The 14,978-nt window shown below is 70.3% G+C and carries 18 protein-coding genes and 3 pseudogenes; 12 read left to right on the top strand and 9 right to left on the bottom strand.

What is annotated here, in order from left to right; translation table 11 throughout:
- Positions 1-308: 308 nt before the first annotated feature.
- Entirely contained in the window at positions 309-1,271 is a 963-nt protein-coding gene (locus ACIQGZ_RS26075) for a GlxA family transcriptional regulator (protein WP_402606192.1), read from the bottom strand.
- A gap of 148 nt (positions 1,272-1,419) precedes the next feature.
- On the opposite strand from ACIQGZ_RS26075, the gene ACIQGZ_RS26070 reads away from it, so the two are divergent.
- Complete coding sequence (locus ACIQGZ_RS26070; RefSeq protein ID WP_402606190.1) at positions 1,420-1,746, top strand: putative quinol monooxygenase; 327 nt, start codon at positions 1,420-1,422, stop codon at positions 1,744-1,746.
- Between the two features lie 148 nt (positions 1,747-1,894).
- On the opposite strand, the gene ACIQGZ_RS26065 is transcribed toward ACIQGZ_RS26070, so the two are convergent.
- Entirely contained in the window at positions 1,895-2,902 is a 1,008-nt protein-coding gene (locus ACIQGZ_RS26065) for an SMP-30/gluconolactonase/LRE family protein (RefSeq protein ID WP_402606187.1), read from the bottom strand.
- A gap of 136 nt (positions 2,903-3,038) precedes the next feature.
- Here ACIQGZ_RS26065 and ACIQGZ_RS26060 point away from each other — a divergent pair, with 136 nt between their 5' ends.
- Complete coding sequence (locus ACIQGZ_RS26060; RefSeq protein ID WP_402606185.1) at positions 3,039-3,932, top strand: helix-turn-helix domain-containing protein; 894 nt, start codon at positions 3,039-3,041, stop codon at positions 3,930-3,932.
- Positions 3,933-3,984: 52 nt separating this feature from the next.
- Here the strand turns inward: ACIQGZ_RS26060 and ACIQGZ_RS26055 are convergent, their stop codons facing one another.
- The 5 genes from ACIQGZ_RS26055 to ACIQGZ_RS26035 form a co-directional block, all read right to left on the bottom strand.
- Positions 3,985-5,103 carry a hypothetical protein gene (locus tag ACIQGZ_RS26055; protein WP_402606182.1) on the bottom strand — a complete coding sequence of 373 codons (1,119 nt, stop codon included), beginning with the start codon at positions 5,101-5,103 and terminating at the stop codon, positions 3,985-3,987.
- Positions 5,104-5,190: 87 nt separating this feature from the next.
- Entirely contained in the window at positions 5,191-5,643 is a 453-nt protein-coding gene (locus tag ACIQGZ_RS26050) for a GNAT family N-acetyltransferase (RefSeq protein ID WP_402606179.1), read from the bottom strand.
- Between the two features lie 67 nt (positions 5,644-5,710).
- The gene (locus tag ACIQGZ_RS26045; RefSeq protein ID WP_402606176.1) at positions 5,711-6,133 is read right to left on the bottom strand and encodes a hypothetical protein; all 423 of its coding nucleotides are present in this window, start codon (positions 6,131-6,133) and stop codon (positions 5,711-5,713) included.
- Positions 6,134-6,324: 191 nt separating this feature from the next.
- A complete protein-coding gene (locus ACIQGZ_RS26040) occupies positions 6,325-6,717 on the bottom strand; it encodes a RidA family protein (RefSeq protein WP_402606173.1) in 393 nt (130 codons plus the stop codon).
- 182 nt (positions 6,718-6,899) lie between these two features.
- On the bottom strand, positions 6,900-7,109 hold the full coding sequence (locus ACIQGZ_RS26035; RefSeq protein ID WP_402606171.1) for a hypothetical protein: 210 nt from the start codon (positions 7,107-7,109) through the stop codon (positions 6,900-6,902).
- Positions 7,110-7,335: 226 nt separating this feature from the next.
- Between ACIQGZ_RS26035 and ACIQGZ_RS26030 the strand changes: the two genes are divergently transcribed.
- From ACIQGZ_RS26030 to ACIQGZ_RS25990, 9 genes and pseudogenes are all read left to right on the top strand, one after another.
- Positions 7,336-7,998 carry a DUF4232 domain-containing protein gene (locus ACIQGZ_RS26030; RefSeq protein WP_402606169.1) on the top strand — a complete coding sequence of 221 codons (663 nt, stop codon included), beginning with the start codon at positions 7,336-7,338 and terminating at the stop codon, positions 7,996-7,998.
- Positions 7,999-8,846: 848 nt separating this feature from the next.
- Entirely contained in the window at positions 8,847-9,464 is a 618-nt protein-coding gene (locus tag ACIQGZ_RS26025) for a recombinase family protein (RefSeq protein ID WP_402606167.1), read from the top strand.
- A gap of 65 nt (positions 9,465-9,529) precedes the next feature.
- Complete coding sequence (locus ACIQGZ_RS26020; protein ID WP_402606164.1) at positions 9,530-9,772, top strand: hypothetical protein; 243 nt, start codon at positions 9,530-9,532, stop codon at positions 9,770-9,772.
- 4 nt (positions 9,773-9,776) lie between these two features.
- A complete protein-coding gene (locus ACIQGZ_RS26015; protein WP_402606161.1) occupies positions 9,777-10,292 on the top strand; it encodes a DUF6879 family protein in 516 nt (171 codons plus the stop codon).
- Positions 10,293-10,298: 6 nt separating this feature from the next.
- Positions 10,299-10,502, top strand: a pseudogene (locus ACIQGZ_RS26010) (helix-turn-helix domain-containing protein); the annotation flags it as partial.
- 12 nt (positions 10,503-10,514) lie between these two features.
- Positions 10,515-11,147, top strand: coding sequence for a DUF5753 domain-containing protein (locus ACIQGZ_RS26005; protein ID WP_402606364.1), 633 nt, complete (start codon positions 10,515-10,517; stop codon positions 11,145-11,147).
- Between the two features lie 90 nt (positions 11,148-11,237).
- The gene (locus ACIQGZ_RS26000; RefSeq protein WP_402606158.1) at positions 11,238-11,465 is read left to right on the top strand and encodes a hypothetical protein; all 228 of its coding nucleotides are present in this window, start codon (positions 11,238-11,240) and stop codon (positions 11,463-11,465) included.
- A gap of 454 nt (positions 11,466-11,919) precedes the next feature.
- Positions 11,920-13,047: an adenosylhomocysteinase gene (locus ACIQGZ_RS25995; RefSeq protein ID WP_402606155.1), complete on the top strand. Its 1,128-nt coding sequence runs from the start codon at positions 11,920-11,922 to the stop codon at positions 13,045-13,047.
- 5 nt (positions 13,048-13,052) lie between these two features.
- Complete coding sequence (locus tag ACIQGZ_RS25990; RefSeq protein WP_402606152.1) at positions 13,053-13,589, top strand: NUDIX hydrolase; 537 nt, start codon at positions 13,053-13,055, stop codon at positions 13,587-13,589.
- 182 nt (positions 13,590-13,771) lie between these two features.
- Here ACIQGZ_RS25990 and ACIQGZ_RS25985 read toward each other — a convergent pair.
- Positions 13,772-13,948 (bottom strand): annotated as a pseudogene (locus ACIQGZ_RS25985) (winged helix-turn-helix domain-containing protein); the annotation flags it as partial.
- Positions 13,949-13,990: 42 nt separating this feature from the next.
- Between ACIQGZ_RS25985 and ACIQGZ_RS25980 the strand changes: the two are divergent.
- Positions 13,991-14,298 (top strand): annotated as a pseudogene (locus ACIQGZ_RS25980) (hypothetical protein); the annotation flags it as partial.
- 330 nt (positions 14,299-14,628) lie between these two features.
- Here ACIQGZ_RS25980 and ACIQGZ_RS25975 read toward each other — a convergent pair.
- Positions 14,629-14,877 carry a VOC family protein gene (locus ACIQGZ_RS25975; RefSeq protein WP_402606362.1) on the bottom strand — a complete coding sequence of 83 codons (249 nt, stop codon included), beginning with the start codon at positions 14,875-14,877 and terminating at the stop codon, positions 14,629-14,631.
- Positions 14,878-14,978 lie beyond the last annotated feature (101 nt).

Raw genomic sequence — 14,978 nt, 5'->3', positions numbered from 1 at the left:
CCCGACCCGGTGTCTGCGGCTACCTCGCCCGCCGGTGGCGCCCGGCCCTGCGTCCGCCGCCGCCCCTGAGGCCCCACCCGGTGGCCCTGGGCCCGGTCGTTCGCGCAGCAGCAGTACGGCGGTCAGACCACCGCGCCGCCGGTGGTGTCCGGCCCGGCGCCCGCTGCCTCCCCTGATGTCCCATCCGGCGGCCCCGACCCGCCCCGGCGTCCGCCGCTTCCTCGCCCGCCGCCAGCCCCCAGCCCGGCGCCCGCCGCCACCTCTGACGCCCCATCCGGCGGCCCCGACCCGACCCCGCCGGCCCCGGCTCACCGGCGGCGCCGCACCTGGCCCGGGGTGGTGTCCAGGCGGTCGCGGAGGAGGGTGGTGAGGGTGGTGGCGTTCGCGTAGCCCACGCTGCGGGCCACCGCCTCCGTCGGCAGGGCCGTGGTACGCAGCAGGTGCACCGCGTGTTCCAGCCGGATGCGCTGGGCGAAGCGCAGCGGCGAGACGCCCAACGCCCGGTCGAGCGCCCGCTGTAGCGTGCGCTCGCTCGTACCGAGCGCCCGCGCGGCGTCCGCGATGCCCAGCGGCCGGTCGAGGTGGTCGCGGACCCAGCGTTCGAACGCGGCGACCGTCGGATCGGTCCGGGCCAGCTGGCCGGGGATGGCGTAACCGGCCTGGGTCGGGCGGGAGTCGATGACGAGATAGCGCGCGGCCAGGTCGGCCAGCGTCGGGCTGCTGTCCCGTACCAGGCCGAGCGCCAGGTCCAGGTGGGCCATGGCGGCTCCGGCCGTGGTGACGCCGGGCGCCCGGACGACCATCAGGCTCTCGTCCAGCGCCACCCGGGGATAGCGGCGGCGGAACGCGGGCGCCAGCCACCAGCTGGTGGTGGCGGCCAGCCCGTCCAGCACGCCGCTCTCGGCCAGTACGAAGGTGCCGGTGCAGGCCGCCGCCAGCAGCACGCCGTCCGCGCGGGCCTGCCGGACCGCCGCGCGGACCGGCCGCTGCTCCGGCGCGGCGACCCACGCGGCGAGCGGCTCCGGCCGCCGGTGCCAGGCGCCGGGTACGACCAGGACGTCCGGCGTCCCGGCGGCCTCCGGCGGCACCGCGTCCACCAGGTTCCCGGCCGCCGTCCGCACCGGGCCGCGCGGGCTGACGCACCGCACCTGCCACGGCGGCGGCGGTTCGGGCAGCTCGCCGCGCAGCTCATTGGCGGTCCGCAGTACGTCGAGCACCGAGGAGAGGCCGGAGTCGAAGACCCCGTCCACGACCAGCACCGAGATCTTCATGGCGGAAACGGTAAGGGATCTGTCGTATCCGCCACTGGGAGGGCGGCCGGACCGGCCCCTACGTTGATCGGCAAGCCCGCCGCCGACACCCCCGCCGCCGACACCCCCGCCGCCGATACCCCCGCCGCCGACACCCCGGAGCGAACCCATGACCACCACCGTCCCCGCGACCACCCGCGTCGGCCTCCTCGTCCGCCTGGAGGCCAAGCCGGAGCACGCCCGGGAACTCCAGGAACTCCTCACCGAAGCCCTCCCCCTGGCCGAGGCCGAGACCGGCACCACCGCCTGGTTCCTGCTGCGCCTCGGCCCGACCTCCTTCGGCATCTTCGACGCCTTCCCGGACGACGACGCCCGCCAGGCCCACATCGAGGGCAGGATCGCGGACATCCTCCGCACCGAGGGCCCCCGCCTGCTGGCCGCCCGGGTCGACGTCCGCCCGGTCGACCTGCTGGCGGTGAAGCTCCCCGCCGCCTGACCGCCCGCAGCGCCGCACGACACCGGCGCCGCCGCCCCGCGACCACGCGGGACGGCGGCGCCGGGACACCGGTCGGCGGGACCGGCGGTTCTCGGTGCCCCGGGCGTCCGGCCGCTCCCCGGCGGTCGGAGCGGGCGCCCCGGGGGCTTCAGCCGCGCGGCCGGGCGATGCGCGCGGTGACCAGGTTGGGGTCCTGGCCGGTGAGGTACGCGGCGGACGGTACGTAGACCTTGCCGCCCCGCACGGCCACCGACGTGGGGTTCTGCAGGCCGTCCCGCGCGGTGAGCACGATGCGGTGGCGGCCGTCCGGCTCGACCAGCGCGACCTCGCTGGACTGGTCGAGGGCGGCCAGCAGCCGGTCACCGCGGCCCGGGAACGCGAAGTCGTCGATGCCGTCCAGGTTGCGCGCCCTGACCTCGGGCGCCCCCGCCCGGCCGTCCCGGGTCACCGGGAACCGTACGACCGTCCCCTTGTCCATGTTGGACACCCAGACGGCGCCGCCGTGCACCTTGAGCCCGTTGGCGCCGAGGAAGCCGGTCGACGCCAGCTCCGCCCCGTCCGCCCAGACCGTCGGCCGGCCGCCGCCGGTCGGCACCCGCCAGATGACGCCCCGGACCGAGTCGGTGAGGTAGAGCGTGCCGCTGCGCGTGTCCAGCGCCAGGCCGTTGGGCAGCCCGTCGGCGGGCAGCGCGGCGATGCGTCGCGGGGTGCCGCCGGGGGTGAGCCGCCAGACGCCGGTCAGGTCGGCGGTGCCGGTGGCGTACAGGAAGTACAGCGTGCCGTGCTCGGCCCTGACCAGGCCGGTGACCAGCGGGAATCCCAGGGCGGGCGTGTTCACGCCGTCGTCGGCCGGCTTGGGCAGCGTCGCCAGGACGCGGATCTTCCCGGCGGGGCTGACCCGGGCGATCTGCCGGGCACCGGCAAAGGTCAGGTCGACGCTGCCGTCCGGCTCCAGGGCGATGTTCTCCGGCATCTGGCCGGCCAGCAGGTCGAAGTGCTCGGCAACGCGCGCCTGGGAGACGGGCTGCTTCACAGGCTTGCCCGCAGCCGACGCCGCAGCCGCAGCCGACGCCGACGCCGGGCCGGACAGGCCGGCCGTGAGGGAGGCGACCGCGACGGCGGCCACCAGCATGGTCCTTGCGAACTTCCGGGACATGGTCTTCCTTCTGCTGCTGTATAGCTGAGGTGCTTGAGCACCACCCTGCTGCGCGGCGGAAGGAGCAACCAGCCCCGCTGCTGCCTATCCCCGGCAGGGTCAGGCTGCTCGCGGCACCCCGATGCATACTCGGGCCATGGACGGACACGGACGGCTCGGCAGCTTCCTCCAGGCACGCCGGGCGCAGCTGCGGCCCCAGGACGTCGGGCTGCCGACCTACGGCGACCGCCGCCGGGTGCCCGGACTGCGGCGCGAGGAACTGGCCCTCCTCGCCGGGGTCAGCGCCTCCTACTACACCCGCCTGGAACAGGGCGCCTCCTGCCACGCCTCGGTGGAGGTGCTGGACGCGATCGCCCGCGCCCTGCGGCTGGACGAGCCGGAGCGGCTGCACCTGCGCGACCTGGCCACCGGCTGCCGCCACCGCACCGCCGCCCGCCGCCCCCCGGCCGAGCGGGCCGGCCCGGCGGTGCGCGACCTGATCCGGGCGATGGGGGAGGTGCCGGTCCTGGTGACCGGGCGCCGCAGCGACGTACTGGCCTGGAACACCCTGGGGCACGCCCTGCTGGCCGGGCACGTCGACCCGACCGGGCCGGACCGCCCGGCCGACCGCCCCAACATGGCGCGCCTGGTCTTCCTGGACGCCCACCTCCGCGAGCTGTACGCCGACTGGCCCGCGAAGGCGCGGGCGGTGGTCGGCAACCTCCGCCTGGTCGCGGGCCGGCACCCGGAGGACGCGCAACTCACTTCACTGATCGGGGAGTTGACCACCCGCAGCCCCGAGTTCGCGGGCATGTGGGCCGACCACCGGGTGCGGCCCTGCGACCTCGCTGAGTACGAGCTGCGGCACCCCCTGGTCGGCACGCTCACCGTCACCCAGCAGACCCTCACCGCGGCCTTCGCCCCGGAGCAGTCCCTGACCGTCGTCACCACCGCCCCCGGTTCCCCCTCCGAAGCCGCCCTCAAACTGCTCACCCAGGCCACCACCCCGGCCCCTTCGCCCACCCGCGTGCGCTCTGCTGCCACCGCGTGAATTGCGGGCCGCCCGAGGTATCGGTAGTGGAGCGGCAGAAAAGGCCGGGGTTTCAGCCTTGTGCGCCCCACACCTGGAGATTTCCTTCGGTGCTCAGTCCGCTTCGGGTTTCGGTGCGGCCGCTTACCGCATCGTAGGTGGCGAGGGTGCCGTCCTGCGGGTTGGCGGTGATCAGGCGAGATCCGGACCAGGCGGAGGGCATGTCCTCCTCGATGTCACGCGGCGCCCCGGGGATCAGGGAAGCATATGTGCCGAGGGTGCGTACAGTACCGGATTTCAGGTCGCAGACCACCAGATTCAGGGAACCGTCCGGTGATACTGCGGCGGAGGCGAAGTAGCGGCCGCTGAGATCCATGATTCCGGCCCCGGCGAGGAAACCCCCATTGGGCAGCGGGCCGATTTTCGGCTGATTTCCGCTCGTCAGGCCGATGGCTTTGACGCAGTCCGACCGGTCGCATTTCTGCTGGAAGGCGAGGACGGTTTCACCAGCGGCATCGAGCAGCGTGGCATCGGCCTGCACCGTGCGCAGAGTGCGGAGATCCTTGCGGTCGATGAGCTGGACGTCCGCGAGGACGGTGCTTCCGTTGCCGGAGGGCTCCGCCTGGGGGTGGAGGGTCTCCACGAGCAGGCCGGCGGCTGTGTCGGCGGCGGGCCGCTGGCGGCAGGGAAGGTAGCGGGCCGCGTCCAGGACCGCTCCGTCACGCAGTCGGAAGTGCTCGACACGGTATCGGACCGTACCGGCGCTGGTGCCGGGGATGGCGGGGCAGACTCCGAGGTCGGGGGACTGGGTGACCGTCCAGGCGCCGGTGGAAGCCGCGTCGGGGAACCAGTCGCCGGCCGGGGCGATTGTGCGCGGGGTGCCCGGGTGGGCCGGGTCGAGTGCGATGAGCTTGCCGTCACGGAGCCCGGCCACGGTGTCGGAGGCGGGCTGCCGGACCTGGCTCAGGCTGAGCGGGTCCGCAGCGACTCCACCTAAAGGCTCCCCGGCAACAGGATGGGCCGGGCCGGTGGTGCCGTCGAGGACTTCGACCACACCGTCACGGTCGATGACGATGCCGCGCGGCGCGCCCGACAGCGCCGCCGGGGCGTCTGGCCGGCTGCAACTGACCGTCAGTGCCGTTGCGGCCAGGGCGAGGAGTGCGGCGGCTGCTGTCAGGCGCGTCGTCGGCATGGAGTGAATCCTTACGGCTTGGGAGTGCGGGCGCCAGCGGCGACGCACTCCGAGACACGTGATGGTGAACGGGCGGTCGGTCCGTGACTAGCGGAGTCGCCGTTCGAAGCAGAGGGAGCGGGGGGCGTCGGCGTATGCGCCGAAGTTGGCGATCCGTTCGTAGCCGGAGCGGGTGTAGAAGCGGACGGCGTCCGGTTGGGCGTCGCCGGTCTCCAGCCGGAGCCGCGTCCAGCCCTGGTCGCGGGCCCATTCCTCCAGGGCGGTCAGGATCTGGGCGGCGACGCCTGTGCCGCGCCGGGCCGGGTCGACGTACATCCGCTTGACCTCGCCCACTCCGGGTTCGAGTCGGCGGAGTCCGCCGCAGCCGACGGGGGTGCCGTCGTCGTCGCGGGCCACGAGGAACACCGCGATGTCGGCCTCGGACGGTGCCACCCCGGGTTCGCTGTCCGGGGTGCCGTAGCGTGCGGCGATCTCGGCCCGCTGCCGGGCGCGCAGTATGTCGGCGTCCGGGTCGGTCCACTCGACCTGTTCGATCTTCATGCCGCCGATTGTGCCAAGCCGCTGCTCAGGCCGGTCGCCCGCCTGGCCTGAGCAGCGGCTTGGCGGGTCACCGGGCTTCCGGCGCGTCGGCGTCCACGGCTCGCGTACGGGAGGTGACGGTGACGGCCGCTGCGACCGCCGCCAGTGCCGCGCTGACCCACGCGGCGTGTCGGTAGTCGTGCGCTGTGCCGGTCGCGGCGCCGGTGAGGAGTGGTCCCAGGAACGCGCCGACGTGCAGCGCGGCCCTGGCGCACGACCCGCTCAGGGAGGGGGCGCCGGACGCGACGACCATGACGCGATGGACGAGCGTCGATCCGATGCCGAACGACAGCCCGCCCTGCACGATCGTCACGGCGAACGGCGGGACCGGCCGGGTGCCCGCTGCGGCCGGGGCCGCCCAGCCGGTCGGCAGGGCGCACCGGGGGAGGACCGGGGCCCGCCGCAGCTGTCCGTCGGCGGTACGACCGGCTGCGGTGACCCCGATCAACACGCCGGTACCGAACGCGGTGAGCAGCCCGGGAACCGCACCGCCGGGCAGCCGGGCAGCCAGGCGGCGTCCGTGGTGATGACGGCGAGGTGGCAGAAGGTCGCGAAGGACGTCATGCCGGTGTGCGGAACGTCGCGGCACCGCGCGGCCGGCGACGGCCGGCGACGGATGGCGGCGCAGAGCACTCCCGGGAGTCAGTCCAGGATGGCGTCCAGCTCCAGTTCGACGAGCCATTCGGGATCGATGAAGCGTGAGACCTCAACGAAGGTGCAGGCCGGACGGACAGCGGCGAACCGTTCCCCGTGCGCTCGCGCTGCCTCTTTCCAACGAGTCACGTCGGTGAGCATGACGCGGGTCCGCACGACGTCCTCCAGCGACGCCCCCGCCGCCTTGAGCGCGGCGTCCGCGATGTCCAGGCACCGGACCGTCTGGGCGTAGACGTCGCCGCGCCCCACGGTCGTGCCGTCGTCCCCGATGGGCGCGGTCCCGGCGACCGCGACGTGCGCGCCCTTGCGTACTGCCCGGGAGAAGCCGATCTGCGGTTCGAGCGGCGATCCGGAACTGACCATCTGTCGGACGTGATCCATCGCCCCATGCTCCCAGACCACCGCCCTTCGGAGACAGCCCCGGCGGCCGTCGCGACACCGGACTGCCCGCCGCCGCTGAGCCTGGCCGGGCAGCCCGGCCATGGTGACGATCCCAGGGCCCGCCGACTGGCCTGCGGCGAACCGAAGGGTTGGTCGGCCCAGGCGGGGCCCGCCGCTGTGGGTCAGGCCGACTCGCCGGGGGAGGCGAGGGCGAACACGACCGCCTGGGCCCGGTCGCGCAGCGCCGGCTTGGCGAAGATCCGGGCCACCAGCCGTACGGCGGCGGCGAGGGCGGCATGGACGTCGTGGTCGAGGTCGAAGGCGGTCAGCGTGATCACCCGGCAGTCCGGGACCTGCGCGAGGACGCGGCGGGCGGCCTCCAGACCGTCCATGGCGGGCGTCCGGAACCGCCGTCCCGGCTAGCCGAGGGCGTGCCCCGGCGCGGCGCGCCCGGTGAGGGTGCGCACTGTGCCTGACTGTGCGTGTAACAACCATGCGTCAGGCGGTGGTCGGCGGCACGGTTCGCGGGGCCGGGCGGGTCCTGCTGATCAGAGACGCCCGCTCGTACCGACCCGTACCGAGAGCCCGGCACCGCCAATCGATACCGAGGAAGAAACGATGCGCGTTCACAAGCTCACCTTCGCGGCCCTGGCCGTTGCCGCAGGTCTCTCGCTCACGGCCTGCCAGAGCGACAATGACGGCCTGGGGCAGAGTGACCCATCGTCTGCGTCATCCGCGTCCACCTCGGGCGGCGGTTCGCGCTCGGGCAGTTCGGATCAGGGCGACGACAAGGTCTCCGACGGGACGAGCTCCAGCGGGAAGGGCACGGCTGCCGGGACCGGCTCCAACCAGAACGGCAAGGCTGGCAGGTGCCGAACCGACGAGCTGGCGATCACGGCCGCGAACAACACCATCGACGGCGACCCCGACGGGACCGTCACGGTGCAGCTGAAGAACCGCAGCGGCCGGGACTGCGCGATCTCCGGGTACGCGAGCGTCGACCTGAAGACCAGCGCAGGGTCGCTGTCCGCGAAGCGCACTGGTGAGAAGGCCAACCCGGTCACCCTCAAGAACGGGGAGTCGACGGCCTTCGGCATCAATTACCCGCTCAACAAGTCGGGCGGCTCCGGCGTCCGCATCACGGGGCTGCTGGTGACCCTGCCGGACGAGACGAAGTCGGTCACCCTCGACTGGCCGGGCGCCGCCACGCTGCCCGTCACGGACGGCTCCGGCTCCCCGGTGAAGGTCGGCCCGGTCGGTAACGCCGGTCAGGGCGGCTGACCCGTACGCCCTGGAGTCCGCCGTCGAAGTGATCTCGGGTTGTGGCTCATGGCGTGGTCATAGGTCGCCATGATCCAGGTGCGGCAGCCGCGCCCTCACGTCCGCGTGGGCGGCCGGCTGTCAGACCAGGCAGAACTCGTTTCCTTCCGGATCTCCCGACACACGGAACTAGCAGTTCTGGAGTGTCGTCGTGGTTGCATCGGTCCTGGTCAAGCCCGGTACGGAGTCGGACAGCGAGATCCCCCCCGCTCCCTACAGCGGGCATGACGACTGCCAGCACCCGGAACCCCCTCGCGGGGACGGTCTACACCGAGACCCTTCGGGGTGTGCGGTGTGTCCGTCTGTCCGTGCTCACCGACGAGACCACTTCGCCCGAGCGGCAGCGCGAAGCCGGAGACATAGCCGCAGCGGCACTCAACATCGACTTTGGGTCGGGCGACCAGCTTCGGGAAGCCGTAGACCTTGACGTGAGCGCGAGCGCGTTCGGTCGCTTCGAGCGTCCCGAGCTTGGCGGGTGGCTCAACCGGCCCAATGAGTACGACGCCTTGGTTTGGTGGCGTTTTGACCGTGCCATTCGGTCGATGGGCCATGCACGAGCTTGCGAAGTGGGCGAAGCAGCACCGGAAGATGCTCGTCTTCGCGGAGGGGATCGGGGGGAGGCTCGTCTTCGACTTCCGCAACCCGATGGACCCCACCAGCGAACTCATGATGATGACGCTTGCGTTCGCCGCTCAGGTGGAGTCGCAGAGCATCAAGGACCGGGTTACCGGCGCGATGGCGGCAATCCGCCGGATGGCGCTCCGGTGGCGTGGTGGCGGCAAGCCCCTTACGGCTATATGCCCGCCGAGATGCCCGCCGAGCACGGCGGCAAGGGCTGGACGCTCGTCCCGGACCCCGAAGCGGTTGCGGTCATTACCCGCATCGTCAAGGAACTGTTGGAGGGCGTCAGCGTCTCCCTGATCTCCGCCGGTCTCCACCGGGACGGAATCCCCACCCCGCGTGATCACTGGGCGTTGAAGCAGAAGCGGAAGACGGGCGGCAAGACCGGCGGGGCGAAGGGCGAGAAGGGGACCGTCCGCGAGCGGTTCGCGTGGAACCCGGCGGTCATTACCCGGATGCTCCGTAACCCGACGCTGCTCGGCTGGAAGATGCACAAGGGCAAGCCCATCCGCGACGACCAGGGCGACCCGATCACCTCACCCTCCCCGATCCTGCGCGGCAGGGAGGGAAAACTCGCGCCGCAGCTACCGCCCTTTGCGCGGGGTCGCCCCTCGGGAGTCGTGGCGCGTCATCCTGGCGGTCGGGCTTCCTGGCCGTGGCTCATGGGCAAGCCTCATCACGCGCATGAGCCGGCGACCGACGCCCACGCCCCGCACAGCCCCCGTACTGCCCGCCCCCACGAGGACGGGCAGTGCGGGGGCTTCTCGCGTGTCAGTAGCAACTACGCCTCTGGCAGGCGCACTTGACGGCCTCCCTCGACTGGGCAACGATCGAGCAATCATCTGCAATCAGATCGACACAGGCGGTAGTCATGCGCTTGCGTTTCCTTGGGATCATTCCGAACACCGGCAAGGACGATTCGCCCACCATTTGGCTGGACGAAGACTCCGGGGATCTACTGATCCAGTCGTACACCGCAACGGAAGAAGAGGTGAAGGCGTGCCAGGAAATCGGCTCGATTCCCGGGCACGGCACTGACGTGCCGAGCCATGAGAGCGTCATCCGCCTTCCCAAAGTCATGATTCAGTACATCCCACGCCCGGATGGAGACTAGTCGCGTGAAGCCCCCCGCTCGTGAGCCACTGGCAAAGGCCACAGCCTCCGCCATTCACCTTGAAGTTCGTGATCACTACGCAAGTAGCGACCCGGACTACTTGGAATGGCGCAACGGGAATAGGGAGTTCACGCGCGAAAACCGGGACACTTGGTGGGAGGGCTGGCACGAAGCCGTTCAGTCGGCCGTCAGTCGCGGAGTGAAAGTACGGAGGGCGCGCGTTGTCTCCGAGCCGTTGAGCGAATACGTACAGTGGGAGTACGCCTACACGCTAACCAACTGCCTGGCCGGGGAAGAAGTGCGGTGGCTGCCTCGGCGGGAGACCAAGAATCTTGCCGTGCCCGCCGTGGACTTCTGGGTATTTGACAGTAGTCTCGTCCTCTTTCACCATTTCAGCGGTGACGGTGTTCTGATGGAACGCGAGTACACCGAAGATCCCGAGTTGGCGAAGTGGTGCACAGCATCCTTTGAGGCTGTCTGGGAACGCGCAACCCCGCACGAAGGATACTCGCCGGTCTAATTCACCATGTCTCAATCGGAATCCTCTAGCGTTCAGCAAGCCCGCCAGGTTCTTGCGGGCAGGCTTCGCGAACTAGCGCAAGACGCTGGGCTGGAAGGGAAGGGGCTGGCCGCTTTGTGCGGCTGGCATCCTTCCAAAGTATCTCGGATCGCAACCGGGAAAACTCGACCGAGCGAAGATGACATCCGCCTTTGGTGTGCCGCTTGTGGAGCGGAGGACCAGATGCCGGACTTGCTTGCTTCTCTACGTGACGTAGAGGGCATGTGGCGTACCTGGCGCCGACTGGAGCGGGCCGGGCTTCGGCGCTCTCAAACTGAGCGACTTCCGCTGTATGAGCGAACCCAAAGGTTCCGTTCGTACAGCTCGTGGGTATTTCCTGGACTTCTGCAAACTTATCAATATACCGAAGATGTGCTGCGGATGATTCAGAAGCAACGGGTCACATTGGATGACGTTGCGGACGCGGTAGCCGCGAGAATGGAGCGCCAGCGGGTTATCCGCGAGGGGCGGCGGGCTTTCTCTTTTCTGGTCGAAGAGTCCGTTCTGCGAAACTCGTTGAGTTCCGTGGAGGCGCACGATGAACAGCTCGCACACATCATGACAGTAATCGGGTTGGCGAACGTGAGCATCGGAGTAATTCCGATGCGAGGGCAGCGTATGCAACTGCCCGTTGAGAATTTCTGGATTTACGATTCCACGCAAGTGAATGTTGAACTGGTCTCCGGATATCTAACCCTTACGCAACCCAGTGATATCGAAGCGTATTCGGAAACATTTTCGCGGATGGCTGATATGGCCGTTTATGGAGCCAAGGCGAAAGCGCTGATCAATAGGGCCCGAGAAGCCATCCAGTAAGTGGCGTGCAATCGCATAGAATCGGCTTGGCCGCCTGTCGTTGAGTTACCTAGCGTAGTACGGAATCGCGCTACGTAAGGGGGCTACCCGGTGAGCCAAGATCGTGCTGAACCGCCCGAGTTGGGCACGCTGCTGGTGGACGCGAACGGCAAGCTCGGCGTGTTCATGGGCAGGGGCGGCCCCCGCTACATGCTCCGCCCCGTGCGTGGCGGGTGTGAGTGGGAGGCCGAGCCCGCGACCGTGCGCGAGCCGACCCCGGCGGAACGGGAGACCGCCGAGCGGCAGCGCGCCGAACAAGAGACGGTGCGTGCCGCATGAGCACCCGCAGCCTGTTCCGCTTCGTCTCCTGGACCGTCAAGACCGACCGCGAGCCCGACGCCGCCCCCGTCACGCACCTGTACCGGTGCACCAGCGAGGACGAAGACGGAAACGTTTGCGGAGCCGAGTCCGAGCGCACCGAAGACGGGGCGTACGCCGAAGACTGGGCGCTCGTACGCGAGTTGGACGGGCCGCACAGCGGGGCCGTCTGGGGCGTCTGGACGGACCGCATCCCGCCGTACCGGGTCCGGCAGATCCCCGACTGTCGGGTGATCAGCCCGGAGGGGAGGGGCAGGCGTGCCCGCTGTACGAGGGGCACCCGGGCCGTTGCCCGTTCGAGAGCGCCAACCCGCCCGCGACCCCTGGCACCACCCATTGACTCCGGTCCGGGTAGCGGCTGCCCTGACGCGTCGCCACCCGGGCCGGCTACACCCCTGAAGGGAAGGGGAGTCCCTTGGAACCGTCCGACAGAGCCCGACTCAACACCTACTGGTCGCGCATCGCTGCCGACTTCGCCCCCGAGCCGACTGCCCGCCCGTCCTCGCTGCTCATCACGCACCTGTTGCCCGAGCGGCCCGCATTCGTCCGCGCCGTGGGGGCCGTCTCCAATCTGCGCGCCGTACTGCCCAAGCCGAAGTCGATCAACGACAACGCGCGGCGCGAAGTGGAACGGGCTTTCAACGTAGACGAGTTGACGCGCGAGCTGTTCACCGATCCGGACTTGGCGTTGGCCTATATGGAGAGCCGGGCGCCCGGCGAACGAATCGTGCTGCTCGACGTGGGCGGGTACTTCGCGCCCGTGCTGGACGACCTGTGCGCGCGGTACTCCGGCACGATCCTGGGCGTGGTCGAAGACACGGAGAACGGCCACAAGCGCTACGCCGAGCGGGACGAGCTGCCGTGCCCCGTGGTCTCGGTCGCTCGTTCTCCGCTCGAAGACCCGGAAGACTTCCTAGTCGGTCAGAGCGTGGTGTTCTCCGCCGAGGCGCTGTTGCGTGAGCGCGGGGACATCCTGCACGGCCGTTCCGCGCTCGTGATCGGCTTCGGCAAGCTCGGGTCCAGCATCGCCCGTCTGATGCACGCGAAGGGGGTCCACGTCACGGTGTACGACATCGACCCCGTACGGCGTGCACAGGCGCTCTCGCAGGGCTTCGGGGTCGCCCGGGACCGGGATGCGGCCATACACGCCGCCGGGCTCGTCCTGTGCGCCACGGGGGCTCTGTCCCTGCGGGGTGAGGACTTCCCCACGCTGCGAAACGGCGCGTACGTCGCCACGGTCACCAGCTCGGAAGATGAGTTGGAACTGTCCAGCCTCCCGGAGGGGTACCGGCGTTCCAACTTCGGCGACCACGTGACGCGGTACGAGACGAGCGGTCACTACTTCTACTTGCTCAACGGCGGGGAAGCGGTCAACTTCCTGCACGGGGCAAGCGTCGGACCGTTCATCTTCCTGGTACAGGGCGAGATCATCGCAGCGACGCGAGCGATAGCCCGGGGCGAACTGTCGCCCGGGATGCACGAAGTCCCCGCCGCCGACCGAAGCGCCATCGCGGCGCAGTGGCTCAACTACTGGAACAGGTAAGGCACATGGCCATTTCAGCCGAACACATCCGGACCGTTCTGACGGGCTACGCGGACGAGCACCCCGAGGACAAGGACAGCCTTGCCCCGGTGTTCGCCGCGCTGGACCGGGACGACGACCCGACCAGCCGCAGCACGTCCCCGCTGCACGTCACCGCCGGGGCGGTGCTCATCAACGACGCCGGGAACGTGCTGCTCATCCACCACAACGCAACCGGCAAGTGGCTCACCCCCGGCGGGCACCTGGAGCCCGAAGACGCCGAACTCATGCGCGCCGCGCTGCGGGAACTCGCCGAGGAAACCGGCGTGGACGGAGGGTTCCTCCCCATCCTGGAGATGCCCGTTCACGTGGACGTGCACGACATCCCCGAGAACCCCGCGAAGGGCGAGCCCGCCCACCAGCACGCGGACTTCCGGTTCGTCTTCCGCGCGGTCCGCGAGGTGAACCCCCGGATTCAGGAAGAGGAGGTCTCCGCCGCCGAGTGGCGACCGCTGGACGACCTTCCGAAGACGCTGCACAAGCGCGTTGCCGCGCTGGTGTAGCACCCCCAAGCCCCACCCATCCGGCGTGCTCTCTCTCCGCCGGGCGGGTGGTCGTCGGCCCCGCGTGACGTGGGGCTGACCGCACGGGTCACGGCGTCCGGGGTGCGGTCCCCGTCCGCACCTTCGTGACCCGCGAGAGCCCCGCTAGGCGATCCCTCCCCCGAGGCTGCCGTGCGGGGCTCTCATGCGTCCGGGGCGTCGTCCTGGCCGTCGTCGGTGCCCGTCGGCTCGGCGACATAGGTACCGCGTTGAGGCACCGTGAAGACCAGCCCCGCCGCAACCAGCTCGGCCACGGCTCGGCGCACCGTGGGGCGTGACAGCTCGTAGGCGTCACAGAGCGCGGACTCTGACGGGATGGGGCTCCGGGGCTCAGCCGACCAGCTTTAGGGAGCTGACCGACCGTGCGCGAGTTCATCGCCCTGCTTTCCTTCGTCCCCGCCGCAGCGACGCTGTGGTACCTGATCAACCCCCGTTCGAAGAAGACACCCCGCCGCCCCGGGCGGCACTCCGCCGAATCCTCGCTGCCGCTCGCCCCGAGCCTCACCGGTTCTGTGTCCATCACATGGACGTGACCGTCCCCGCGCACGTCCTCGCCCGCACCATCCGCCCCCGACCGGACGACTTGGACCCCATTCGGCCGTACTACCGAGCGTGGGAGAACGACCCGTCCCACACGGTCCGACTCCGGGTGATCCGCGAGCGGCAACGCGAGGTGCGATGGCCGCGCGTGGTCCAGGTGGAGGAGCGGCTGACCGCCGCAGGCGCGACCGTGGTCCGCGAGGAGGACTTGCACGGCAGACCCGACCACGTGGTGATGGCCGACCCCGACACGTCTGACTACCAGTTCTCGGTTCCGGCGCGTGCTCGGGGCAGCCGTACAGGGTCACCCCGGGGCCGCTCTGCCGTTCGATGTACCGGAGGGGTCGCGGGTCGTCGGTCCACTCCTCGCAGACCACGCAGGCTTCCGCGTCTCTGCGCGCCTTCCTAGCGCTCTCTCGTCTCCTCGGTGGGGCTCAGACGGCCCGGCGTCGCTCGGCGCTCATGCGGTCGCCCTCTTGGCCACGGCGGCGAACTGGTCACCCTCCCACGGTGTCTCACGGCCGCCGCCGACCTGGACGTCCACGTGCACCCGGTTCTTCACCGCCTTTGGCTCCGGCACCTTCAGGAACGACAGGTGGGGACCGGCCCCCTCGGGATCGCAGAGGTACGCGCCCTCGTCCCACTCGTCTGCCGGGACCCCGTGCTGAACGGGCGGCGCCCGGCCGTGCGAGGCGCGGCATTTCGAAATGTTTCGGCGCCGGCGCGGCGGTTTGCAGAGTCATGGGATGCAGCTGAATGTGTTCGCCTGACTGACCTGGGGTTACAAAGGGCCACTCTCGAAACTTTCGG

Origin of the sequence: Streptomyces sp. NPDC092296, assembly GCF_044755465.1 — a bacterium.
Classification (GTDB): domain Bacteria; phylum Actinomycetota; class Actinomycetes; order Streptomycetales; family Streptomycetaceae; genus Peterkaempfera.
This window is presented reverse-complemented; position numbering and strand designations above follow the sequence as displayed.